The organism is Nocardiopsis coralli (genome assembly GCF_014892575.1).
Taxonomy (GTDB): domain Bacteria; phylum Actinomycetota; class Actinomycetes; order Streptosporangiales; family Streptosporangiaceae; genus Nocardiopsis; species Nocardiopsis coralli.
Genome location: NZ_JADBGI010000028.1, coordinates 1 through 23,491, shown reverse-complemented (window position 1 = coordinate 23,491; position 23,491 = coordinate 1). Strand labels below are relative to the sequence as shown.

Genomic DNA, 23,491 nt, shown 5'->3' with positions numbered 1-23,491 from the left:
CCCGGACGTGAGCTCCCCACGGCGGCGTTACCGCAGTCTCGGTTGCCTTGCCCTCCCGGTGGTGGGCGCGCTGGTCCTGAGCGTCCTCGCCATGGTCCAGAGCGGCCGGATCGTGCCCTTCCCCGAGGTGTCGCAATCCCCTGAATGGACAGCGGAAGGGCTTCCGGGCGAGGACGTCGGCGGGTGGTGGTCCGATGACCGGATCGTGCAGATCTCCGAGGGCGGGCTCACGGCGGTCGCGACCGACGACGGCGAGGAACTCTGGACTCTGGAACCCGACACCCGGGTGTGCGGCATGGCCGAGGAACCCTCCGACGGGGTCGGGGTGGTGCTCCTGGACGGAGAACACGTGGACCCCGATCCGCGCCGGACCGAGGAGGACCCGGAGCGTTCGTGCGACGACGTGCTCGCGGTCGACCTCGACGAGGGGTCCGAACTCTGGCGCAGTGGTCCGCTGTTGGAGGACGGGGACCCCGAGGAGCGCTACCTCGAGGAGCTCGACGTGAGCGTGCACGAGAGCGGGGTCGTGGTGCGGGTCGACGGTGAGCTGCAGGGCTTCGACCTCTCCGGCGGTTCGCGTTCGTGGTCGCACGAGGGGTTCACCGTCGACGGAACCCCGTGCCCCGCCACCGACCTCCTCGGCAAGGACGGCACACACACGATGGTGGCGGCGGACTGCGGGGCCGGCGATCAGATCTCGGTGCACACGGTCGATGCCGGTGACGGGGAGGAGACCTCGTCCTTCGCCTTCGACCGCGGACCCGTCGAGATCGACCGCGATCTGGCCTCGACCACACTGCTGAACGCGGATCCCGTGATGGTCCACCTGGACCTCGGACACAGGCGCGGGCCCGAACGCGACCACGACCCCGATCTCACCGATGACGGGTTCGACGACCCCCACTGGGAGCAGGTCCTGGTCTTCGACGAGAGCGGGGGCCTGACCTGGTCGAGGGCGGACACCTGGGGCAATGTGGGCGACCACATCCATGACGGGCCGCCGTTGCTGTTCGGCGAGGACCGGGTGCACATGAGGGCGGGGACCGCCTGCGGGGGCTCCGTCCACACGCACGACCTGTCCGACGGGCGGGAGCTCTGGGAGACCTCGTGGGACGGTGACGACCATGCGGCCGTCGCCGTGCAGGACGGACAGCTCTTGGTGATCCGGGGCGGAGGACCCTCCGACGACAAGTGCAGGTTCCTGACCGGTCCCCGCGAATGGCAGTTCTACGTGCTGGACGCACGGACGGGGGAGGCCGAGCCCCTTACGCGGCAGATGAAGGACATCGAGCGCCCCGAGGCCGACCAGGTGTGGTGGCAGGACGGACGTGTGTACTTCATCGAGCCCACGAACTGGGAGGAGGACCCTTCGACCGTCGTCGCTCTGTGACGCACTCCTTCACCGGGGTCCCGGAAGCGCGACGTGGACGCGGTGGGGGCCGTTGTAGTGGTGGCCCTCGCCCACGGGCAGGAACCCGAGGCGCTGGGCCAGGCGGAGGCTCGGGGCGTTGTCGACGTGGACCAGCGCCCACACCGAGTGCAGGGCCAGGTCGTCGAGTCCGTGCCGGAGCAGGACGCGGGCCGCCTCGGTCGCCAACCCCCTTCCACCGTGGCGGGCGGCCAGGTACCAGCCGATCTCCGGCAGTTCCCCCGGGAGTTCGGCCGAGGGGCGAAGGTGCGCGAGGCCGACCAGCTCGTGGTCGAGCAGGACGGCCCAGTGCCCGAGTTCCGGCGGGCCGTCGTAGGCCAGCCGGTTCTCGACCATCGTGCGCGCGAGGTCCGGGTCCGAGAGGTCGGCCCCCAACAGGCGGCTCATGGCCGGATCGGCGAACAGGTCGACCACCGCGTCGGCATGGGCCTCCGACAAGGGCTCGAGGACCAGGCGTTCGCTGATCAGGCGGCTCTGTCTCTCACCCACGGGTGGGCCTCCGGTCAGTGTTTGAAGTGCACGAACAGCCGGCCGAAGTTCTTGGAATCCTTCTCCACCCGGTGGTAGCGCGCCTTGACGTCCTTGCGGTCGAGGAAGCGCAGCACGCGTTTCTTGAGCTGGCCGGAGCCCTTGCCGGGGATGATCTCGACCGTCTTGGCCTTCTTCTGCTCGGCCTCGTCCATGATGTCGTTCAGGGCCTGGTCGATGCTCCGGCCCTTGTTGAAGATGTCGTGTAGGTCGAGCTTGAGCCGCACGCTTCCTCCTCGTCGCTTTGCCGGGATGATACGTGCAGGGCCCACACGAGCCCCAGGGCCGTGGCCATGCCGAGCGCGACGAGGGCGGCGAGCGTGAGGGCGTCGGGGGCCACGACCGACTGCCCGCGCAGGGCCTGCCAGACCGTGAGCGCGGTCAGCAGGGCGTAGGCGGCGCCGAGGACCGCGACCACACGCGTGCGGGCACGCTCGTCGCTCAGTCGGGGCACGCGCGACGCGAGAAGGACGAGCAGGAACGCCAGCAGGATCATCGCCTGGAGCCCGTGGATCCCCACGAAGTGCCCCACCCGCAGGTCCCCCGCGACGGTGCTCCACCCGACGAAGGGCAGGCCCGGGCCTCCGTCGGGCAGCCCGACGGTGTGCGCGCCCAGGACGTCGACACCGCCCCCGTCGACGAGTTCCTCTCGTTGGGCAGGGGTGGGCGCGGTCATGAGCGGCCCCACGGCCATGCCGGCGAGCGCGATCCACACACCGATACGGATCGCCCAGGTCGTGGAGCGGTCCCGCAGGCGCTGGAACATGAGCAGGACGGCGATCACGAAGGTGGCGACCCAGAGTCCGCCGATCATGGTGCCCATGGCCGAGTACACGGCCGCGTCGAACACGGTCTCGCTGTTGAAGTGGCTCATACGCCCGCGCACGACCTGGGTGATGATCAGGGCCATCTCGGCCGCGGTGGCCACGGCGACGGCGGTCCCCATCCACCACCCCAGGCGCCGCCACCGGTGCGACAGGTGCAGCAACCACGCGAGGGTGAGGTTGTAGACGGTGATGGACAGTGCGAACTTGGCGGGCTTGGCCCACGCGGCTTCGCCGTTGATCAGGCGCTGGTCGAGAGCCAGCCCGACGGCGGAGACGAGGAGGAGGACCACGCAGAGCAGGGCGGTGTCGACCAGGGGGCGGTGCCAGGAGCGTATTTCCCGGAGCGTTACCATGGAGGAACCTCTTATGGATAGTCGGAGTATCTACTATCGATACTTTCACTATCCATCTTTGAGGCGTGAACCACAAGGGGCCGGAACCGACGGAGGAACCTCATGCGCATCTCGGAACTGAGCGAGCACTCGGGAAGTCCGGTACCGAGCATCAAGTACTACCTGCGCGAAGGGCTGCTCCACCGGGGCGAACGCACCAGCCCCAACCAGGCGCGCTACGACGGGAGCCACGTACGCCGGCTCCGTCTCATCCGCGCACTCACCGAGGTCGGCGGCCTCTCCCTCGCCGACACCCGGTCCCTGTTGGAGGGCATCGACGGGAACAGCGTCAGCAACCACGACCTGCTCGGGCGCACACTCATGACGGTCGACTCGGGCGGCCGCGAGCCCGCGGGCCCCGAGGGGGGCGATCTGGAACTCGCCGACGCCCTGGCCGAGCAGCAGGGCTGGTTCGTCTATCCGGACTCCCCCATGCGCCACCGCCTCGCACAGATCCTGGCGACCTTCCGGAGCCTCGGAATGGAGCTCGACCGGGACTGGCTCGACAGCTACGCCGAGGCCGCGGAACAGCTGGCCCAGGCCGACATGCAGTACGTGGAGGGCCTCACCGACGTCGACGAACTGCTCGAGAAAGCCGTGGTCGGGACGGTCCTGGGCGACAGCCTGTTGGCCTCTCTGCGGCGCCTTGCGCAGGCGAGCGCATCCCGGGACCGGCAGCGGCCCTGACCCGGGCGGTCAGGGCCGCGTACACGTCGGCGCGGGACTCAGCCGAAGTCGAGCACGATGCGCCCGCGCACACCGCCGGCCTCCAGGAGGCGGTGCGCCTCGGGCGCGCGGTCCGCGGGCAGCACCTGCGCCACGCGCAGGCTCAGCACGCCCTCCTCGGCCTGGCGGGCGAGCCGGTCCAGCCCGGCGGTGTCGGTGGCGCCGTCCGGCACCATCACCGGGTGCACCGTCACCCCGCGTTCGGCGGGCCCGTTCCAGCCGCGCACGGTCGCCAGCCCTCCGCCGTCGGCCACGGCGGGGACCGCCTTGTCGTTGAGCAGCGCACCGTCGGCGAGCCCGGGAACCCCGTCGGGGACGAGCCCGCGGATGCGGTCGGCGACGTCCTCCCCGCGTTCGACGACGTCGTCGGCGCCGAGCCCGCGTACGAGGTCGGAGTCCGAGTCCTTGGCGTCGGCGATCACCCGGAGCCCGTCCGCCTTGCCCAGCTGGACCGCGTACCCGCCGAACGCGCCGGCGGCACCGGTCACGGCCAGGGTGTCTCCCGGCGACAGCGCGAGCGCGTCCAGGGCCAGGCGTGCGGTCATGGCGTTCATGAGCAGGGTCGCGGCGGCCGCGGGCTCCGCACCCGCGGGTGCGGGCACGACGGAGGCGGCGGGCACCACGATCTGCTCGGCGTAGGCGCCGTGTGCGCCCCGGGGCACGACGAGCACCACGACGTCCTGCCCGACGGCGAGGCGGTCGGTATCCACGCCGGGCCCGAGCCGGTCGACGGTTCCGGCGGCGTCCATCCCCGGCACGGCCGGTCCGTCGGGGGCGCCGCGCGCACCGGAGCGCAACAGGGTGTCGGTCGGGTTGACCGCCGCCGCGCGCACACGGATGCGTACCTCCCCGGGCCCGGGCTGCGGTTCGGGCAGGTTCAGCACCTGGAGGACGTCGGGGTCTCCTGCTTCTGTGATTCCTACGGCCTTCATGTCCGGGGCAACCGGCCGCCTCGGAGCGCGTATTCCATGCGGGTCACAGCGGTCGTTCGAAGACCATGCGGTCGACGCCGGGGCCGTCGTGATCGGCGTGCGGCCCGGTCACGGTGAACCCGATACCACGGTGGAAGGCGATGGACCCCTCGTTCACGGGTGAGGTGACGGCCCGGACGAGGGTCCGGCCGTCTGCCCGGGCCCCGTCGAAAAAACGACGGTACAGACCACGGGCCAGACCGGAACGCCGGTGCTCGGGAGCCACACCGGCGAAGTGCACGTACGCGGTGGCGGGCTCGGACGGCGAGTGGAACCCCACCAGGAAGCCGGCGAGGGCGTCCCCGCCCTCGGCCACGAGACTCGTCCGGTGGAAATGGTCGAGGAACAGCCGAGGCAGGATGTGCGCCACCGGGCGCCCCCACCAGGCGTCGCAGACCGCGACGATGCGGGCGTGGTCCTCGGGGCGGGCGGCACGGACCTGGACGTCGGACACGAGGGCTCCCTCCGGGGGGGTACAGGACGCGTCAGGCCTACCCGTCCCGGGCGAGAGAAACCGGGTCTCAGGCGGGCTTGTCGGCCACGAAGACCGCCGTCCCGGGCAGCATGCTCCCCCGGACCGGCCCCCAACCGCCCCACTCCTGCGTGTTGTGCTCGGGCCACTCGGGCTCGACCAGGTCGGCCAGCGCCAGCCCCGCGCCGGCGACGGCCCGCACCCAGTCGCCGACGGTGTGGTGGTGCTCGACGTAGACCGCACGCCCGGCGTCGTCCTCCTCCACGTACGGGGTCCGGTCGAAGTAGGACTGGATCAGCGTGAGCCCGCGCTCGCTCGGGTCGTCGGGGAACGCCCACCGCACGGGGTGGGTCACCGAGAACGCCAGCCGCCCACCCGGGCGCAGGACCCGCGCGGCCTCGTCGATCGCGGTCGCCGCCGACGGGACGAACGGCAGCGCGCCGAACGACGAGAAGACCACGTCGAAGGAGGCGTCGGCGAAGGGCAGGTACTGCGCGTCGGCCTGCACTGAGGCCAGCTGGTGTCCGGTGGCGTCGTCGATGCGTCGGGAGTGCAGCAGCTGGCGGTGGGAGATGTCGAAGCCCACGACACGGCGCACACCCTGAGCTCGCAGCCACCGTCCGCACTGTCCGGCGCCGCACCCGATCTCGAGTACACGCGCATCACGCAGGGTGTAGGGGGTGCCGAGCAGGCGCGCCTCTGCTTCGGTCAGCCCCTCGGGACCCCACACGAAGTCGGCGTCGCCGAGGAAGGGGCCGTGTTCGGCCTGGTAGGCGTCGGCGGCGCCGTCCCACCAGTGGCGTCCGGCGCGGGCGCTCTCGGTCGGCCCCACTCCACGGCGCGCGGGACGCCCGGATTCGGGGTAGTCGGTCTCCTCGGGCACGCTGTCCCCTTCGAATCCACGGGCGCGAGGGCCCGTGTCACTCCACCGTTGCCTGGGCGCGGGGTGTGTCCGCCCCGCTGTCGGAAGGGCCGTCGTCGGGCCCGCCGGTGCCGTCCGCGGGTCCGGGCCCGGGTTCGCCCCCGTCACCGCCGGCGGCCTCCTGTTCGCGGGCGTCACGGACCTCGCGCCGCATGAGCACGATCCATCCGACGACGGCCACGGCGGCGAAAACCCACCACTGGACGGCGTAGGAGGCGCTCATCCCCGAGTCCTCCTCGTGCAGCGGGACCCGCTCGGGCGGGTGTTCCGGGACGGGGTCCTGGTCGGTGAGCTCGGCGTAACCCCCGTACACGTCGTAGGGCAGCCGTTCGTCCAGCTCGTCGACGTCCACGATCATGATCTGCCCCTCGGGCAGGTCGTCGCGGTTCGACAGGCCGGTGTTGTCCTCGTTCTCGGAGTAGTGCAGGCGGCCCTGGACCGTGACCTCGCCGTCGGGCACGGCCGGCGGTTCGGGGGTGTCGTGGGCGTCCTCACCGCGTTCGATCCACCCGCGGTTGACCAACAGGGCCGGCCCTTCGTCGGTGACCAGCGGGGTCAGGACGTGGAAGCCCACACCCTGCGACCCGTCGCGGTTGCGCAGGAGCACCTCGTTGTCGGTGTCCCAGGTGCCGGTGGCCTCGACCGTGCGCCAGCGGTCGTCGGAGGCGACGTCGGTGCCCACGGAGGTGAGGTCCTCGACGGGGACGGCCTCGGCGGCGACGTTGTCCTGCTGCAGGTTCACCTGCGCACTGCGGGTCTCCCACCGGTCGAGCTGCCAGAAACCCAGCCAGATGAAGCTGGGCACGGCCAGGATCACCAGCGCGTGGAAGGCCAGCATGCGTGAGGAGAACAGGACTTTGAGCACGTCTTCGAGGTTAGGAGACGGTCGCGGCCGGTCCGCACCGCCCCCGCCGGACACACGTGCGCGGGGTCACCGGAGCGCTCCGGTGACCCCGCGCCGTCCGGGGGATCGCGCCGCCTCCCCTGGGGAAGAGGGGAGGCGGGCTGTTCTTCGGGGCTCCCCGATCAGTCCTCGGCGCCCACCGCGGCGGCCTTGCGCTTGCGGGTGAAGTAGAGACCGGCGCCACCGGCACCGATCGCGGCGAGGCCGGCGGCCACAAGGCCGGTCAGGGCGCCACCGGTCACGGGCAGCTCGGCGGCGGCCTCCTCGGGGGCCTTCTGCTCGTCGGCCGGGGCCTCGGACGCACCGTCGTCGGCGGGGTCCTCGTCCTTGCCGTCGTCGCCCGGCTCCTCCTCACGCGGGGGCTCCTCGGGGTCCTCCTCGGGGACCTCGCCCGGGCCGTCGTCCTCGGGCACCTCTTCCTTGCCGTCCTCGGGCGGCTCCTCCTCGGAGATGGTCTCGAGGCACTGCGCCTCGGCGACGCCGAGCACGGAGACCGCGTTGCCGCAAATGTCGAGGGCCGCGTTCACCGGGACGTTGACCTGGTTCCCGCTGGCCACACCGCCGGAACCGTCGGTGGAGGTGCCCCCGTCACCGCCGCCCTCACCCTCGGCGGAGTTGTCGTCGGAGGCCCGGATGACGTTGATGACGGTCGTGCACTTGGCGCTGGACCCGCCGAGCACGGCCACGGAGTTCCCGCAGATGTCGAGGGCGGCGTCGACCGGGACGTCGATCTGGTTCCCGCTGGCCACACCGCCGGAACCGTCGGTGGAGGTGCCCCCGTCACCGCCGCCCTCACCCTCGGCGGAGTTGTCGTCGGAGGCCTGGATGACGTTGATGACGGTCGTGCACTTGGCGCTGGACCCGCCGAGCACGGCCACGGAGTTCCCGCAGATGTCGATGGCGGCGTCGACCGGGACGTCGATCTGGTTCCCGCTGGCCACACCGCCGGAACCGTCGGTGGAGGTGCCCCCGTCACCGCCGCCCTCACCCTCGGCGGAGTTGGCGTCGGAGGCCTGGATGACGTTGATGACGGTCGTGCACTTGGCGCTGGACCCGCCGAGCACGGCCACGGAGTTCCCGCAGATGTCGAGGGCGGCGTCGACCGGGACGTCGATCTGGTTCCCGCTGGCCACACCGCCGGAACCGTCGGTACTCAGGGTGTCGGAGGCCTCGCCGCCGACCTCCTCCTCGAGCTTCTCCACGACCTCGACGCAGTCGGCCTCGGAGACACCGCCGACCGCGGCCGAGTTGCCGCAGGCGTCGATGGCGGCGTCGACGGGGATGACGATCTGGTTCCCGCTGGCCACACCGCCCGAGCCGTCGGTCTCGGCCTGGCCGCTGGACTCGTAGAGCACCTCGGAGACCTTGGTGCACTCGGCCTGGGAGATCCCGAGCACGGCGAGCGAGTTGCCGCACAGGTCGGCCTCGATGTCGACGGGAACGTTGATCTGGTTGCCGCTGCCGACCCCGCCGGATCCGTCGGTGACGGTGTCGGCGTAGGCGGCGGCGATGGGTGTCACGACCAGGCCGGCGGTGAGCGCCGTGGCGAAGGAGTAACGGAGCGTATTGCGCATGGTGCTGCCTTTCGCAGGGACGAACGCAGGGGACTGCCGCCGGCCGTTCGGGCGGCGGGGGCGGGTCCGTCACCGCGTGCGGGGCGGGACGGCGGGGTGACCCGCTTCGGACAGGGACGCCGGTGCGGCCACGAGGGGGTCGCATTCCGTGTCGAACTGCCGACGGACCGAAACGTTAGCAAGCCACACGGGACACACAAGCGTTTTCGGAAAACGGGCGCCACACGTGCAGATACTCTCAGACACAGGCCAACAGCACTGTGTCATATAGCCAGCTCAAGGCTGCATGCAAAGCAACCCTGGGAACATAATCCATAGCCGAGAGTCATGGAAAAAGAAGAAAAATATGCGAGTGAACCAGAACGACGAACACACTAAAGAGCTTAGTCGGTTCATTTTTTCGGGCGCCCTTCAGCGCCTCATCCCTTGCAACACGAAATGCCGGGAAAGGCACGAAGGTTCCATTCTGCCCCGTGTCGCGCCGGACATCGGAGCGCCGCGGACGCCGGGCACCCACCACCCGGCGTCCGCGGCACACGACCAGACCCCTGTGAACACAAGAGCGCTGGTCATCCAGGGATACCCCCACGGAGCGGCGGAGTGACCCCGCCGAACGTCCCGCCCTCCACCGACCAAAGTCGTTCATTCTCCGCACCCCGGACCGGACGCACCTCCTGACCGTTCCGTGACAGGTGGGCCCGCACCGGAGGCCGGAACCGGTCACAACAGCCACCCCGGAGCCGTGGCGTGCATCCGACCGAGGGGATGCACCCGCATCCTCTGGCGAACTGGAGCACGCATGCTGCCCGAAGGCACGCGCCCCCGCGCACGCACGAACCTCCAGGCCGGCACCGCCCTGCTGGCCCTGTCTCTGACCGCCGCCTGTACTTCCCCCGGCGATCCCGCCGAGGTCGACGAGGGCGCCCTCGCCCCCGACGAGACCGTCGCCGACGAGGGATCCGCCGAAGGCCCCGTCACCGTCGCCTTCGGCGGCGACGTCATGTTCGAGGGCCTGCTCCGCCCCCGGCTCGACGACCCCGAGACGGCGCTCGACCCGATCTCCGAACAGCTCTCCGCCGCCGATCTGTCCATGGTCAACCTCGAGACCGCCGTCACCGAGGGCGGAACCGCCGTCGCAGGCAAGGACTTCGTCTTCCGCGCCCCCGCCACCGCCCTGGAGGCCCTGGAACACGCGGGCATCGACGCGGCCACCCTCGCCAACAACCACGGCATGGACTACGGGGAGGACGGCCTCCTCGACACCCTCGACCACGGTGACGACTCCGAGGTGGACCTGGTCGGTGCCGGGCGCGACGCCGACCAGGCCTACGAACCCTTCACCGCCGAGGTCAACGGCCAGAGCCTCGCGGTGTTCGGCGCCACCGACGTGCTCGACGAACACCTGATCCCCGAGTGGACCGCCGGCGACGACTCCCCCGGCCTGGCCACCACGAAGAACGAGATGAAGGACCACCTGGTCGACGCGGTCGAGCAGGCCTCCCAGGAGTACGACAACGTCGCCGTGTACCTGCACTGGGGACTGGAGGGCGCCCACTGCCCGCTGCCGCACGCGCCGGACCTGGCCGAGGAGCTGACCGCGGCCGGGGCCGCCGCGGTCGTGGGCGGGCACGCGCACGTGCTCTCCCCCGGCGGGTTCCTCGGCGACTCCTACGTGCACTACGGGCTGGGCAACTTCGTCTTCTACAACTTCTCCGGCCCGACCGCCGAGACCGGCGTGCTCACCCTGACCTTCGACGGCGGCTCGGTCACGGACTCCGACTGGGCGCCGGCACAGATCCGGGACGGGGTTCCGGTCCCCTACGAGGGCCAGGACGCCGAGGACGCCCACGCCGCCTGGGTCGACATGCGCCAGGAGTGCGGCCTCGACCTGAGCGATTCCCCGGCCTGACCACCGCGCACCGGCCCCGCCACTCAGCTCACGTGCACGACGGGGCGGGCGGCGGGGTCGGGCTCGACCTCCCGCAGGATCTCCCGGGTGAACGCGGCCGTCTCGCCCTCGCCCAGCACCGCGTACCGGTAGAGGGCGCGGGCGGGCGGCAGTTCCGACCAGGCGAAGTAACAGTGCGGGACGGCCCCGGAGACGTCGCGCAGGCACAGCAGGACCGCCGCGAGCGCGTTGGCCGCCGCCGGGCTGGTCACCCTCAGCACCCGGTGGCCGCGCACGTCGACCCCGCGTACCTCCAGGGTCTCGGCGAACTCCGAGGGATGGTGCACCTGGACCTCGGCGAACAGCAGGGGCACCGACGGCGGCAGTGGGTCCAGGCGCAGCCGCTCGGCCTCGGTGTCGCTGTACTCGTCCGCCTCACCCGTGCGGGGGTGATTGGCGAACAGGTGGAGCTTGCCGTGGCTGACCGATTCCCGCACGAACCGCAGAGCCGCGGCGTCAAGACGCACCCGGTCGGTGCGCAGCTCGGTGGTGCGCAGGGCCCGCGAGACCACCGACACCAGCACGATGAAGAACACGAACGCGACGGCGATGAGCAGACCGTCGGGCCGGTTGACCACGTTGTCGAGCAGGGCGTACGTGAAGACCGCCGTGAGCAGGCCGAACCCTGCAGCGGCCCACCTCCGGCGCTGCCGGTGCACGATGAGCGTCACCGCGACGGCCGAGGTGACCAGCATCGCGAGGATCCCGGTCGCGTAGGCCCCCGACTGCGCGTTCACGCTCGCGCCGAACAGCACCGTGATGACCATGGCCAGGGCCGTGTAGACGAGAACGACCGGGCGCACCGCGGCGCCCCAGGCGGGGGCCATCCCGTACCGGGGCAGGTAGCGGGGCACGATGTTGATGAGACCGGCCATCGCCGACGCCCCCGCGAACCACAGGATGAGGATCGTGCTGACGTCGTAGGCGGTGCCGAATCCGTTGCCGAGGAGTTCGTGCGCCAGGTAGGCCAACGCGCGGTCGGCGGCCGGCCCTCCCTCCTCCACGGCCGAACGGGGCACGAGCACACCGGTGACCAGGGTCGTGGCGAGCAGGTACACGCTCATGATCGCGGCGGCCGTGGTGAGCAGGCGCCGGGTCGCGGTGATGCGGGCGCGCAGGCGTTCCTCGCGGGTGGCGCCCTCCGAACGCACGAGCGGCATCATGCTGACCCCGGTCTCGAACCCCGACAACCCCAGGACCAGCAGCGGGAACGCCACCATCACGGTGACGGTGACCGACCACGGCCCGCCGGTCCACAGGGATCCCTCCCACTGGGCGAGGGTCTCGGGGTGCGCGGCGATGTAGGACACCCCGGCCGTGACCACGACCGCGTTCAGCGCCAGGAACAGCACGACCAGCGGGATCGCTATGCGCACCGCCTGTTTGAACCCGGCCAGGAACACCCCGCCCAGAAGCCCGAGCAGCACGAGTGTCACCGGTACGGCCTGCCCGTCCAGCACACCCGGGGTGTAGGGGTTGGCGAGCAGGTGCGCGGTGGCGTCGGAGGTCGACAGGGTGATGGTGACGATCCACGACGTGGCCACGAACCCCAGCAGGCACAGGACGAGGAACTTGCCGCGCCACTCCGGGAGCAGGTGTTCGAGCATCGCCACCGACCCCTGCCCGTGCGGGCTCCGTTCGGCGACGCGGCGGTAGATCGGCAGCATCCCGCACAGCGTGAGCACGACGATGAGCAGCGTCGCGACGGGCGCGAGCGCGCCGGCGGTCAGGATCGCGATGGCGGGCAGGTAACTGAGCGTGGAGAAGTAGTCCACGCCGGTCAGGCACATGACCTTCCACCACGGGTGCTGGCGCTCGGTGTGCGGGCGCGACCCGGGCCCGCCCAGGTCCTGGACGCGCTGGTGCAGGAGCCACCGCCCCAGCCGTCCCCGGCCGGACGAGCCCTGCCTCGGCGCGTCCCAGACCGTGTCCCCGGTGTTCGGTTCCGCCATCTCCCCACCCCCGCCCCAAGTCTGCTGGGTGGCCCCGGGGCCACCGCCGACCTGCGCGGAAGCGTGTCGCCCGGCCGTGGCTCCGGGGGGTCAGACGAGCGCGGGCAGATCCACACCGTGCCGGCGGGCCACACCGTCGATCTCGCGGAGCAGGACCCGGCGCCGGGCGGCCCCGAGGTAGGAGGCGTGCACCCCGTTCGCGGCGAGCCGGACCAGGTCGGCCGGGCGCAGCCCCAGGGCGTGGGCGGTGCGGTACTCACGCGTGAGGTCGGTGCCGAACATGGGCGGGTCGTCGGTGTTGAGGGTGACCAGGAGCCCGGCGTCGAGCATGGCCGGCAACGGGTGCTCCTCGATCCGGTCGACGGCGCGGGTGCACACGTTGGAGGTCGGGCTCACGTCGACGGGGATCTGTTCGTCGACGAGGCGGGCGACCAGGTCGGGGTCGCGCAACGCGTCGATGCCGTGCCCGATGCGTTCGGCGCCCAGGACGTCCAGCGCCTCGCGCACACGGACGGGCCCGCCGTGTTCCCCGGCGTGCGGCAGGCTGGCGAGCCCGGCGGAGCGGGCGCGGTCGAAGACGTGGGCGTACTGCTCCAAGGGTGTCTCGACCCCGCCGACGCCGAACCCGACGACACTGGGCGGGCCGTGCTCGAGGGTGGCGGCGACGGTACGTTCGGCGGCCTCGACACCGAAGTCGGCGGGGAAGTCGGGGATCCACCGCAGTTGGATCCCGTGCTCGCGCTCGGCCTCGACCCGGGCGCGTTCGATCCCGTTGAACACGGTCTCTGCCGGGACCCCGCGCACGAGGTGGGCGTAGAGGCTGACGTGCATCTCGGCGTAGCGGACGTTGTGCGCGGCGAGGCGGCGCGCCACGGCCGAGGCCAGCAGCGCGAAGTCGTCCTCGTCCCGCAGGGCGCGCACCGAGGCGAGGTAGACGTCGACGAAGTGCGGGAAATCGTTGAAGGTGTACCAGTCGAGTAGGTCTTCGAGCGTGCTCGGCACGTCGGTGAGGCCGTGGGCCGTGGCGAGCTCGAAGAAGGTCTCGGGCGGCATCGAGCCCTCGAGGTGGACGTGCAGTTCCACCTTGGGCAGGTCGCGGACGAGGGCGTCGACGTCGGGCGGTGTGAGGAGGGAGTCCATGCCGTGAGCGTACGCGCGGCGGACGGCCCTCCCCACCTGTGGCGGGACAGCCTGACGACGACCCGTCAGGACTGCTCGGGCACCCCGTTCACCCGCCGGGGCACACCGAGCGGGTTGTCGTCGCGCAGCGCCCGGGGCAGCAGGGACTGCGGCACGGACTGGAAACTGACCGGGCGCAGGAACCGCGTGATCGCCGCGGTGCCCACCGACGTGTGGGTCGGCGCGGTCGTCGCGGGGTACGGGCCGCCGTGGGTCATGGCGTGGGTGACGGCGACCCCGGTGGGCCAGCCGTTCCAGATGACCCGGCCGGCCAGCGACGCGCCCAGGGAGAGCAGGGACGGGGCGATGAGGTCGGTCTCCTCGCCGTGCACGGTCACGGTGAGCTGGCCGCCCAGCACAGCTCCCGCCTCCAGGAGTCGGCGTTCGTCCTGGTAGGTGACCACAAGAGTGGCCGGCCCGAAGCACTCCTCCAACAGGACGTCGGCGTTCTGGATCAGGGAGTCGAGGTCGGTGCGCAGCAGGGTCGGTGTCCACCCGTCGTCGCCGGGGCCTCCGCGCACGAGCACCTCGGTGGCGGGGTGCTCGGCCAGGGTCCCGAGGGTGGCGGTGAAACCCTGTTCGACCCGGTCGTTGAGCAGGGGCGCGGGGCCGCGTTCGGCGACGTCGCCGGTGAGCGCGGCGAGGTCGGTCTCCTCGGGCAGAAGGAGCACGCCGGGTTTGGTGCAGAACTGGCCGGAACCGAGGGTGGCCGACTCGGCGTACCCGGACAGGATCTCGGCCCCGCGCGCGGACGCGGCGGCGCGGGTGACGAAGACGGGGTTGATGCTGCCGAGCTCGCCGTAGAAGGGGATCGGGTCCGGGCGCGACACCGCGAGGTCGTGCAGAGCCCGGCCGCCGGAGACGGAACCGGTGAACCCGACGGCGCGGACGAGCGGGTGGGTGACGAGGAGGCGCCCGGCATCGACCCCCTCGACGAGCGCAAAGGTGCCGTCGGGCGCCCCGGCCTCGGCGAGGGCGACGGCGACGAGGTCCGCCGTGCGGCGGGCGAGCTCGGGGTGGCCTGGGTGGGCCTTGACCACGACGGGGCACCCGGCCGCGAGGGCGGAGGCGGTGTCGCCGCCGGCGGTGGAGAAGGCGAACGGGAAGTTGCTCGCGCCGAAGACCGCGACGGGGCCGAGGGGCAGCAGCAGGCGCCGCAGGTCCGGCCGGGGTGTGCCCCACTCGGGGTCGGCGGGGTCGACGGAGGCGCCGAGGAAGGAGCCCTCCTCCAGGACGTCGGCGAAGAGCCGGAGCTGGAAGGTCGTGCGGGCGAGTTCGCTGCGGCAGCGCGCTTCGGGGTAGTGGGCCTCGGCCATGGCGAGGGGCACGAGTTCGTCCGCGCCGGCATCGAGCACCTCGGCGACGGTCCGCAGGAGCAGGGCCCGGTCGTGGGGGGCGAAGGCGGCCAGGAGCGGGGCAGCGGCGGCGGCCCCTTCGACGGTGGTGTCGAGCTCTTCCGGTGAGGTCTCGGTGCGGGGGGTCGTCATGGCTGTGTTCCTCCTGGAGGGGTGCGGGCACGGGGTCGGGCACCGTCGTTCCCACCATGTCACGTGCGCCCTCCGGGGCGGGGGTGCCGGGTCGGGGCCGATGGGGCACGTCCGTGATCGCATACGTCCCCCTCCGCCACAGAAATGGACATCGGTCACATTTGCCACATGTGGCCACGGCGGAACAGAACAGCGGCACCCCGCCGACGACCTCGGAGAACACCCGAACCACCCCCACCGGGAGCGGTTCCAGACGATTCTTCGGACCGAAACTCAAATTTCCCCGGAACCAGGTGATTCCGGAAAGGCATCATAGGTTTCGTGACGACAAATTCCCGAAGCTCCACACCACCGCGGCCCCACCGCGCCACCGCCTCCGCCCGGGGCCACGGCAAGCGACCCATCCGCGGCAAGGACGGCCTCGCCCATGCCGAACTCGGCTTCGCGCAGGCGCCCCTGCGACGCCTGCCCGCGCAGCAGCGGAGCATGCTCCGGGTACAGCGCATGCTGGACTGCTGCGCCGAACTCCTCGACGAAGTCGGTTACGCCCACCTGTCCACCACACGCATCGCCGAACGCGCAGGCGTGGCCATCGGTTCGGTCTACCAGTTCTTCCCGGACAAGAAAGCCATCACCCAGGCCCTGGGACTGCGCTTCCTCGACCAGTTCGCCACCCGCATCACCGACCGCCTCGCCGGCGCCGACCGCTCCGACTGGACCGCCGTCGTCGACGCGATCGTCGACGAGTACGTGGACATGCACCGCACCGTCACCGGGTTCCGCAGCCTCCACTTCGGCGACGTGGTCGACCCCCAGCTCCTGGACCGCGGGGCCGACAACAACCGGGTCATCTCGGTGCGGCTGCGCCAGATCATCGTCGCCCACCACGGACTGGAGGACGGCGAGGAGCTCGACCGGGCCGTGCACGTCTCCGTCGAGGCCGCCGACGCGGTCCTCAAGCTCGCCTTCCGCAACGACCCCGACGGCGACGCCCTCCTCGTCCTGGAGGCCAAGCGCCTGGTCCGCAGCTACCTGCGCCAGTTCTCGGAACCCGCCGCGGACACGGCGCCGCAGTGACCGCATCACCCCGACCGGGCACCCCGTGGACGGCACCCTGCCCCAGCCACCCGAACATGCGCTGTATCACATCGTGGCCCCCGACCCCGGCCGCGTGATCGGCCCCCACCCCAAGCCGAGACCTCCGCCCCCGACCCCGGCGGGGAGCTCGCCGACCGCTCCACCACCGCGGGTGCCCGCGCGTTCACCACCACTTCGGCGCAGGTCCGGCCGCAGACCACCCGAGCGGTCCGTACGAGAGGTACCGTCAGGGCCACCGCGCCCCGCAGCCGGCACCCCCCGACCCCTCCTGCACGCGCGGTGCCGATCCCCGCGGACTCCGGCGCCCAGGACGGTCCGTGGTCCATGGGATCATCCAGGGACGGCCGTGAAGCGGCCCTCACCCGACAGTTCCGACTCATCCCTCAGGAGGGCGAACCACGTGACGGAACCGGCACCGGTCTTTGCCAGCGGGGTCGACAACGAACGCATGAACGCGCAACTCCGCTTCCTCCTGGAGGTGGACAAGCTCAAGCGTGTCCTGCGCCGGAACCTGCTGGTGGACGGATCCCGCCGCGAGAACTCCGCCGAACACTCCTGGCACCTGGCCCTGTTCGCACGCACCTTCGCCGAGTACGCACCCCCGGGCACCGACATCGAACGTGTCACCGAGATGCTCGTCCTGCACGACATCGTCGAGATCGACGCCGGCGACACCTTCGTCTTCGACCGGGCCGACGCCGAGACCCAGGCCGCCCGCGAACGCGAGGCCGCCGACCGCATCTTCCCGCTGCTGCCGGAGGACCAGGCCCAGCGCGCCCGCGAGGTCTGGGAGGAGTTCGAGGCGCGGCAGACCTCCGAGGCCCGCTTCGCCCGGGCCATCGACCGCCTGCACCCCATGCTCGCCAACTGGCACAACGAGGGCGGCACCTGGTCGCGCTTCGGTGTCACCCGCGCCGAGATCATGGAGAAGGTCAAGCTCATCGCCGAGGGCTCCGACGCCCTGGGCGCATACGCCACCGCGCTCATCGACGACGCCGACCGGCGCGGGTACTTCGCGTCCTGATCCGGCTCAGACACGGCCCAGGAGCAGCTGCACGGCCGCCGCCAGACCCACGATCACCACACACACCCGCAGCGCCGTCGGGCTCAGCTTCCGCCCGAACCGCGCCCCCAGGTACCCGCCGGTGATCGCGCCGAGCGCGATGAGCCCGACCACCGGCCACGCCGGGGAGGCGAGCACGATGTAGAACGCCGCAGCGGTGGTGTTGGCGATCGTGGTCAGGAAGTTCTTCAGCGCGTTGATGCGCTGCAGGTCGTCGTCGATGGCCGTGCCCAGCATGCTCAGGAGGATGATCCCCTGCGCCGCCGCGAAGTAGCCCCCGTAGGTGCCCGCACCGTAGGCGCCCAGCGGCAGCAGCGGCCCCCCGTCCTCGCGGCTGGGCCGGCGCGCACGCACCCACGCGGTGATGCGCGGCTGGAGGATGATCAGCACACACGCCAGGCCGATCATGAACGGCACCACGGACTCGAACACACCCGCGGGCAGCGAGATCAGCAGCAGCGCACCGGTCACCGCTCCCAGGAAGGACATCACACCGAGCCGCAGCGCCCGGGCCCGTTGTCCGGCCAGTTCCCGGCGGTAGGCCCACGTGCCGCTGAAGCTCCCCGGCGCCAGGCCGATGCTGTTGGAGACCGTCGCCACCACCGGCGGGTAGCCGAGCGCCAGCAGCACGGGGAAGGTGAACAGGGTGCCGGAACCGGCCACCGCGTTGATGCCCCCTGCGGCCACACCGGCCAGGAGGATCAGCGCCGCCTCCCACAGTTCCATGCGCCCCAGCCTTTCCACGCGCTGAGCCCTCGACCCCCGAGGGCGCCAACAGACTACGAGAGCGGGTCATGGGGCGATCGGACCGGGGTGACCCGGACACAGCACCCGGAACGGCGAACGCCCCCTCCCCGCAGCGGCACGGGAGGGGGCGCACTCGGGCGGGCCTGCCCTGGGGTCAGCCGGGTACCTTGACGACCTCGTCCTTGAGCCGGTCGAACGCGCTGCCGACACCCTGCAGCGCCTGCCCCATCTCGGCGGGCACGATCCAGACCTTGTTGGCGTCGCCCTGCGCGATCTCCGGAAGCTTCTGCAGGTAGTGGTAGGCGAGCACGTCCGGGTCGACCTTGCTGGTGTGCAGCGCCTTGAAGACCATGTGGATGGCGTCGGCCTCACCGCGGGCCCGCGTGGTCTGCGCCTTCGCGTCCGAGGTCGCGGTCAGCTCCATCGCCTCGGCCTCACCGCGGGCCTTGAGCACGGCGGACTGCTGTTCACCCTCGGCGCGCAGGACCGCCGACTGCTTCTCACCCTCGGCGCTGAGCAGCTGCGCACGCTTCTCCCGGTCGGCGCGCATCTGCATCTCCATCGCCTCCTGCACGGAGGAGGGCGGTTCGATGCCCTTGAGCTCGATACGGCTGATCTCGATGCCCCAGTTCGCGGTGGCCTCGTCCAGCACGGACTTGAGCTCGCGGTTGATCTGGTCGCGGGAGGTGAGCGTGCCCTCCAGGTTCATGCCACCGATGACGTTGCGCAGCGTCGCCAGAGTGAGCTGCTCTACCGCCTGGATGAAGTTCGCGACCTCGTAGGTGGCCCGGTAGGCGTCCACGACCCGGATGTAGACCGCGGAGTCGACCTCGACGGACAGGTTGTCCTCGGTGATGGCCGACTGCGGCGGAAAACTCACGACCTGGACCCTGCGGTCGATGCGCTCGCGCACGTGGTCGACGCCGGGGATGACGACGTTGAAACCGGAACTCAGGGTGCGGTGGAACTTACCGAACCGCTCGACCACGTCCTCCATCGAGTGCGGCACGATGCGCACACTGCGCCAGAAGATGACCAGGAGGACGGCTACGAAAAGCGCAACGATGATGATCGAGGTCATGCGCAACCCCCGTGAACGTGCCGAGGGTCGAGGGGCGAGGGCGACATCTGGGCGGCTCCGAGGGTCTCCTGACGGGGGCGTCCGGTGCTGGGGGTGCGGAGCCCGCATGTCCGACCCACCGACCCTGCGATTCACCGGGCGTGCCGGAATGGAGCGATCCGCTCACCGATCGTCGACGCTACCCCATGAATGAACCGGTGAGCCATATATGGACCACAATTACGGTTTTGGACAATAGATTCTCCACATTGTCCCGTTCCCTATCGACGAAGGGCCGGGCGGGAACAGATCCCACCCGGCCCCCGAGTCTCGTCGTCAGGCCGCGCGTGCGGTCCAGCGCTCACCGTCGCGCTCGACCTTGAGGGGGAGCCCGAAGGTCTGCGACAGCAGGTCGGGGGTCATGACCTCGTCGAGCGGACCGGCCGCGACGGTCCTGCCGTCGCGCAGCAGCAGGGCGTGCGTGAACCCGACGGGGATCTCCTCGACGTGGTGGGAGACGACCACGAGGGAGGGGGCGGCCTCGTCCAGGGCCAGCTTGCCCAGGCGGCGCACGAGGTCCTCACGCCCACCCAGGTCCAGTCCGGCCGCCGGCTCGTCCAGAAGCAGCAGCTCGGGGTCGGCCATGAGCGCACGGGCGATGAGCACACGCTTGCGCTCGCCCTCGGACAGCGTGTGGAAGGTGCGCTCGGCCAGGCTGCCCACGCCCCAGTGCCCGAGCAGCGTCCGCGCACGGCCCAGGTCCGGGCCGGCGTACTCCTCGCGGAACCGGCCCACGTACCCGTAGGCGGCGCTGACGACCAGGTCCAGGGCGGTCGTGCCCTCCTCGACCTTGGCTGCCACCGCGGCACCGGCGTAACCCACCATGGAGCGAAGCTCGAAGACGTCGACCTCGCCGACCTGTTCGTCGAGCACCTCCACCCGGCCCTCGGTGGGGTGCAGCTGCGTGTGGGCCACGTTCAACAGCGTGGTCTTGCCCGCACCGTTGGGGCCGAGCACGACCCAGCGCTCGCCCTCCCGGACCGACCAGTCGACGCCGCTGAGCAGCTCCGCCTTGTCACGCCGAACCGTGACCCCGTCCAGGCCGAGTACTCGCCCGTCCATAGTCCTCCTTCACGACACGTCCCACGCAGGTGCACGGGCCGCCCTACCCTGAAGCAATGCAATTGACGTCCGCACCGCTCGTCGCCTGGGGCAACGCCTGGCTCACCGGACACGTCGGGCTGGACGACGCCGTCGACGCGGTCGAGCGTCGCGGTGGCCCCAACCTGATCGGGACAGTACCCGCAAGCGATCTGCCGTTCGACAGCGACGTACCGCTGCGAGCGGCCCTGATCCGGCTGCGTGGCCTGGGCCTGTCCGCCTTCCGCCTGGCGCTCCCCACCTGGGGTGACCCCCTGGGCCTCGTCGGACCCAAGGAGCTCAACCAGGCCGCCATCGAGGCCGGAGAGGGGGTCCTGGTGCAGCTCACCGATCAGCAGGTGGGCCTGGTGCCCTCCGCCGACCGGCGTGGTTCATCCTATGTCGGTGTTTCCTGGACCCCGTATCGGGCGGAGGACACCCGCCCCCAGATCCCCTCGCTCCCCGAGGCCGAGACCGAGATGAAGCTCACGCTCGTGCAGGTCACGGAGGCTCTCGAGGGGGTCGACGACGTCGCTTCGTTCGCCCCGTCCGTGCACCGGGAGCTCGGCGACCTCGGAACCCGGGAGGCCCCTCCCCTCGCGCACGGGTACCCGCCGCGAGCCCACCGCGTCGCCACACAGGCCGAACGTCTGGCGAAGGTCGTGCAGCTGGCCGACCCCACCGGGGCGAGGGGGCTGAGCGTCCACCAGATCGACACACGCGTCGAGGCGCTGCGCCGTCTGGACGCCGCGGTGCGCCGGGCCATGGTCGCCGCGCACGCAGCCGTGCTGCAGCCGGGCCGCCCGGGCTGACAGAGCCGCCCGGCGCCCCTTTCTCGGGGCCCATGCCGGTGGGACCCTGGGAAGGCGGGGCACCGACTCCGGGTTGATCCAGGGGAGATACCTGATCCGCCCGGAGGACGGGAAGAACGATACTGGGGACGTGGCCGAAGAGGGCATTGCCCGCAGACAGGAGCCAGAGGAGACCCGCCATCATGCAGCCCGAGCACATTCGAGCCTCAGACTCCGACCGTGACCAGGTCGCCGAACGGCTGCGCGAGGCCCTGGCCGAGGGGAGGCTCAGCCCCAGCGAGCACGAGGAGCGCCTCGACACCCTCTACAAGGCCAAGACCGTCGGCGAGCTCGCCCCCATCACCGAGGATCTGCCCGGTGCGGGCGCGCCCGGTTTCCTCTCTTCCCCGGACCGTTCCTCCTTCGCCGAGCCCAGCAGCATGGAGGTCCTGGGGAGCGAGGCCCGCGACCTCGCCGGGCAGAGCAAGGGCTCGGAGAACCTCGTCGCGGTCTTCGGCTCGTGCGAGCGCAAGGGCCGGTGGCTGGTCGAACCCCGCACCAACGCGTCGGTGCTGTGCGGGAGCGTGGAACTGGACCTGCGCGAGGCGGTGCTGAGCCAGCACGAGGTGACCATCCAGCTCGCCGTGATCATGGGCGGCGTCGACATCACCGTGCCCAACGGGGTCCGGGTGATCAACAACACCTCGGCGATCCTCGGCGGCACCGACCTGCACGGGACCGACCAGATCGTCGACCCCAACGCCCCCGTCGTCCGGCTGACGGGGACCTGCATGCTCGGCGGTGTCGACGTCAAGGCCAAGGGCCCAAAGCGCAAGAAGGGCCGTAAGCAGGACTGATACGGACCCCGACCAGTGACCGTCCACATAGTGACATCGCTGGTCGTAGGGGCTCCCTGCGCGCAGTCACCGCCTTCGGCCCGAGTACCGTGGATGACGCCATGAATGATGATTCCACGTTGTTGGTGACGGTGACCGGACGCGACCGCCCGGGCATCAGCGCACGCCTGTTGAGCACCCTCTCCGTCTTTCCCGTGACCGTCGTCGACCTCGAGCAGGTCGTCCTCGCCGGACGCCTGGTCCTGGGCACGGTCATCGACGTGGACGAGCGGGTCGCACCCGGGGTCAGCCGCAAGCGGGTCTTCGAGGAGGTCCGCGCCGCCCTCGACAAGACCGCGATCGACCTCGAGGTGGTGGTCGAGTACGCGGAGGGCAACGGCAGAGTGAAGGGCACAGGGGGCGAACAGCTCCATGTGACCGTGCTCGCCGCGCCTCTGCGACCGGGCGCTCTGGGCGCCCTGACCTCCTGCGTCGCACGTTCCGGCGCCAACATCGACCGTATCGAACGGCTCTCCGCCTACCCCGTGACCTCCGTGGAGATGGAGATCTCCGGAGGGGACACCGAGCAGCTCCGTGCCGAGCTCGCCGTGGAGGGCTCCACCCAGGGGGTGGACGTCGCCGTCCAGGCGAGCGGCCTGCACCGCCGCGCCAAGCACCTCATCGTCATGGACGTCGACTCCACCCTGATCCAGGGCGAGGTCATCGAACTCATCGCCGCCCATGCCGGCTGTGCCGACGAGGTCGCCCGGGTCACCGAGGAGGCGATGCGCGGCGAGCTGGACTTCGAGGAGTCCCTGCGCCGCCGGGTCGCCCTGTTGGAGGGTGTCGACGCCTCGGCTCTGGACCGGGTCCGGGACGAGGTCGAGCTGACCCCCGGCGCCCGCACCTTGGTGCGCACCCTCAAGCGTCTCGGTTACGAGTGCGGCATCGTCAGCGGCGGGTTCACCCAGATCACCGACGGACTCGTCGAGTCGTTGGGCCTGGACTACTCGGCCGCGAACACCCTCGAGATCGTCGACGGCAAGCTCACCGGGAAGCTGGTGGGGCCGATCATCGACCGCAAGGGCAAGGCCATCACGCTGGAACAGTTCGCCGGAGAGGCCGGCGTCCCGCTGAGCCAGACCGTGGCGGTCGGTGACGGCGCCAACGACCTGGACATGCTGCAAACGGCAGGGCTGGGTGTCGCCTTCAACGCCAAACCGGTCGTGCGCCGGCAGGCCGACGCCGCAGTGAACGTGCCGTACCTGGACACGATCGCCTACATCCTCGGGGTCACCCGGGAGGAGATCGACGAGGCCGACCGGCACGACGGCTCGCACGACTGAGCGCATTCTTCCATGGAGGGGCCGCACCGAGGTGCGGCCCCTTTTCTGCATCCGACTATCTTTCACATGTTCACAAGTGTGGGCACAAAAAAAGGGGAA

The 23,491-nt window shown here is 71.0% G+C and carries 22 protein-coding genes and 1 pseudogene; 8 read left to right on the top strand and 15 right to left on the bottom strand.

The features are described from left to right. Nucleotides 1-61 precede the first annotated feature (61 nt). Nucleotides 62-1,390: an outer membrane protein assembly factor BamB family protein gene (locus IDM40_RS23985; protein ID WP_193124329.1), complete on the top strand. Its 1,329-nt coding sequence runs from the start codon at nucleotides 62-64 to the stop codon at nucleotides 1,388-1,390. 9 nt (nucleotides 1,391-1,399) lie between these two features. Here the strand turns inward: IDM40_RS23985 and IDM40_RS23980 are convergent, their stop codons facing one another. From IDM40_RS23980 to IDM40_RS23970, 3 genes are read right to left on the bottom strand one after another with little or no spacing between them, the layout of a single operon-like run. Further along, nucleotides 1,400-1,918, bottom strand: a complete 519-nt coding sequence (locus IDM40_RS23980; RefSeq protein ID WP_193124328.1) for a GNAT family N-acetyltransferase — start codon at nucleotides 1,916-1,918, stop codon at nucleotides 1,400-1,402. 14 nt (nucleotides 1,919-1,932) lie between these two features. After that, nucleotides 1,933-2,184 (bottom strand): Smr/MutS family protein, encoded by a 252-nt coding sequence (locus IDM40_RS23975; RefSeq protein ID WP_017615318.1) that lies wholly within the window; start codon nucleotides 2,182-2,184, stop codon nucleotides 1,933-1,935. After that, the gene (locus tag IDM40_RS23970; RefSeq protein ID WP_193124327.1) at nucleotides 2,121-3,137 is read right to left on the bottom strand and encodes a hypothetical protein; all 1,017 of its coding nucleotides are present in this window, start codon (nucleotides 3,135-3,137) and stop codon (nucleotides 2,121-2,123) included. Before IDM40_RS23970 ends, IDM40_RS23975 begins: the two co-directional genes overlap by 64 nt. 102 nt (nucleotides 3,138-3,239) lie before the next feature. On the opposite strand from IDM40_RS23970, the gene IDM40_RS23965 reads away from it, so the two are divergent. Continuing rightward, entirely contained in the window at nucleotides 3,240-3,863 is a 624-nt protein-coding gene (locus IDM40_RS23965) for a MerR family transcriptional regulator (RefSeq protein WP_193124326.1), read from the top strand. Between the two features lie 38 nt (nucleotides 3,864-3,901). Here IDM40_RS23965 and IDM40_RS23960 read toward each other — a convergent pair whose 3' ends face one another. The 6 genes and pseudogenes from IDM40_RS23960 to IDM40_RS28385 form a co-directional block, all read right to left on the bottom strand. Further along, nucleotides 3,902-4,834 carry a quinone oxidoreductase family protein gene (locus tag IDM40_RS23960; RefSeq protein WP_193124325.1) on the bottom strand — a complete coding sequence of 311 codons (933 nt, stop codon included), beginning with the start codon at nucleotides 4,832-4,834 and terminating at the stop codon, nucleotides 3,902-3,904. A 43-nt stretch (nucleotides 4,835-4,877) separates the two neighbouring features. Beyond that, nucleotides 4,878-5,327: a GNAT family N-acetyltransferase gene (locus IDM40_RS23955; RefSeq protein WP_193124324.1), complete on the bottom strand. Its 450-nt coding sequence runs from the start codon at nucleotides 5,325-5,327 to the stop codon at nucleotides 4,878-4,880. A 67-nt stretch (nucleotides 5,328-5,394) separates the two neighbouring features. Then, on the bottom strand, nucleotides 5,395-6,228 hold the full coding sequence (locus IDM40_RS23950) for a class I SAM-dependent methyltransferase (protein WP_193124323.1): 834 nt from the start codon (nucleotides 6,226-6,228) through the stop codon (nucleotides 5,395-5,397). Between the two features lie 37 nt (nucleotides 6,229-6,265). Then, nucleotides 6,266-7,132, bottom strand: a complete 867-nt coding sequence (locus tag IDM40_RS23945) for an SURF1 family cytochrome oxidase biogenesis protein (protein ID WP_193124322.1) — start codon at nucleotides 7,130-7,132, stop codon at nucleotides 6,266-6,268. Nucleotides 7,133-7,293: 161 nt separating this feature from the next. Beyond that, on the bottom strand, nucleotides 7,294-8,373 hold the full coding sequence (locus tag IDM40_RS23940; RefSeq protein WP_407940042.1) for a chaplin family protein: 1,080 nt from the start codon (nucleotides 8,371-8,373) through the stop codon (nucleotides 7,294-7,296). A gap of 30 nt (nucleotides 8,374-8,403) precedes the next feature. Beyond that, nucleotides 8,404-8,745 (bottom strand): annotated as a pseudogene (locus IDM40_RS28385) (chaplin family protein); the annotation flags it as partial. Between the two features lie 799 nt (nucleotides 8,746-9,544). Between IDM40_RS28385 and IDM40_RS23935 the strand changes: the two are divergent. Then, complete coding sequence (locus IDM40_RS23935; RefSeq protein WP_193124320.1) at nucleotides 9,545-10,654, top strand: CapA family protein; 1,110 nt, start codon at nucleotides 9,545-9,547, stop codon at nucleotides 10,652-10,654. A gap of 23 nt (nucleotides 10,655-10,677) precedes the next feature. Here the strand turns inward: IDM40_RS23935 and IDM40_RS23930 are convergent, their stop codons facing one another. The 3 genes from IDM40_RS23930 to IDM40_RS23920 form a co-directional block, all read right to left on the bottom strand. Further along, nucleotides 10,678-12,645, bottom strand: a complete 1,968-nt coding sequence (locus IDM40_RS23930) for an APC family permease (RefSeq protein WP_235997896.1) — start codon at nucleotides 12,643-12,645, stop codon at nucleotides 10,678-10,680. Between the two features lie 90 nt (nucleotides 12,646-12,735). Continuing rightward, entirely contained in the window at nucleotides 12,736-13,785 is a 1,050-nt protein-coding gene (add, locus tag IDM40_RS23925) for an adenosine deaminase (RefSeq protein ID WP_193124319.1), read from the bottom strand. 65 nt (nucleotides 13,786-13,850) lie between these two features. Beyond that, on the bottom strand, nucleotides 13,851-15,311 hold the full coding sequence (locus IDM40_RS23920; protein WP_193124318.1) for an aldehyde dehydrogenase (NADP(+)): 1,461 nt from the start codon (nucleotides 15,309-15,311) through the stop codon (nucleotides 13,851-13,853). 486 nt (nucleotides 15,312-15,797) lie between these two features. Between IDM40_RS23920 and IDM40_RS23915 the strand changes: the two genes are divergently transcribed. Together IDM40_RS23915 and IDM40_RS23910 are read left to right on the top strand one after the other, a co-directional pair. Beyond that, nucleotides 15,798-16,388 (top strand): TetR/AcrR family transcriptional regulator, encoded by a 591-nt coding sequence (locus IDM40_RS23915; RefSeq protein WP_193124378.1) that lies wholly within the window; start codon nucleotides 15,798-15,800, stop codon nucleotides 16,386-16,388. A gap of 421 nt (nucleotides 16,389-16,809) precedes the next feature. Then, nucleotides 16,810-17,433, top strand: a complete 624-nt coding sequence (locus tag IDM40_RS23910; protein ID WP_193124317.1) for an HD domain-containing protein — start codon at nucleotides 16,810-16,812, stop codon at nucleotides 17,431-17,433. 6 nt (nucleotides 17,434-17,439) lie between these two features. On the opposite strand, the gene IDM40_RS23905 is transcribed toward IDM40_RS23910, so the two are convergent. The 3 genes from IDM40_RS23905 to IDM40_RS23895 all read right to left on the bottom strand — a co-directional run bounded on the left by IDM40_RS23905 (nucleotide 17,440) and on the right by IDM40_RS23895 (nucleotide 20,401). Then, nucleotides 17,440-18,198: a sulfite exporter TauE/SafE family protein gene (locus tag IDM40_RS23905; protein WP_193124316.1), complete on the bottom strand. Its 759-nt coding sequence runs from the start codon at nucleotides 18,196-18,198 to the stop codon at nucleotides 17,440-17,442. 175 nt (nucleotides 18,199-18,373) lie between these two features. Further along, nucleotides 18,374-19,300, bottom strand: a complete 927-nt coding sequence (locus IDM40_RS23900) for an SPFH domain-containing protein (protein WP_193124315.1) — start codon at nucleotides 19,298-19,300, stop codon at nucleotides 18,374-18,376. Nucleotides 19,301-19,615: 315 nt separating this feature from the next. Next, entirely contained in the window at nucleotides 19,616-20,401 is a 786-nt protein-coding gene (locus IDM40_RS23895; RefSeq protein ID WP_193124314.1) for an ABC transporter ATP-binding protein, read from the bottom strand. Nucleotides 20,402-20,457: 56 nt separating this feature from the next. On the opposite strand from IDM40_RS23895, the gene IDM40_RS23890 reads away from it, so the two are divergent. The 3 genes from IDM40_RS23890 to serB all read left to right on the top strand — a co-directional run bounded on the left by IDM40_RS23890 (nucleotide 20,458) and on the right by serB (nucleotide 23,392). Beyond that, nucleotides 20,458-21,231, top strand: a complete 774-nt coding sequence (locus tag IDM40_RS23890) for a hypothetical protein (protein WP_193124313.1) — start codon at nucleotides 20,458-20,460, stop codon at nucleotides 21,229-21,231. A 182-nt stretch (nucleotides 21,232-21,413) separates the two neighbouring features. Further along, a complete protein-coding gene (locus IDM40_RS23885) occupies nucleotides 21,414-22,067 on the top strand; it encodes a DUF1707 SHOCT-like domain-containing protein (protein ID WP_193124312.1) in 654 nt (217 codons plus the stop codon). Nucleotides 22,068-22,168: 101 nt separating this feature from the next. Continuing rightward, nucleotides 22,169-23,392, top strand: a complete 1,224-nt coding sequence (gene serB, locus IDM40_RS23880) for a phosphoserine phosphatase SerB (protein ID WP_193124311.1) — start codon at nucleotides 22,169-22,171, stop codon at nucleotides 23,390-23,392. The last annotated feature ends 99 nt before the right edge of the window (nucleotides 23,393-23,491 follow it).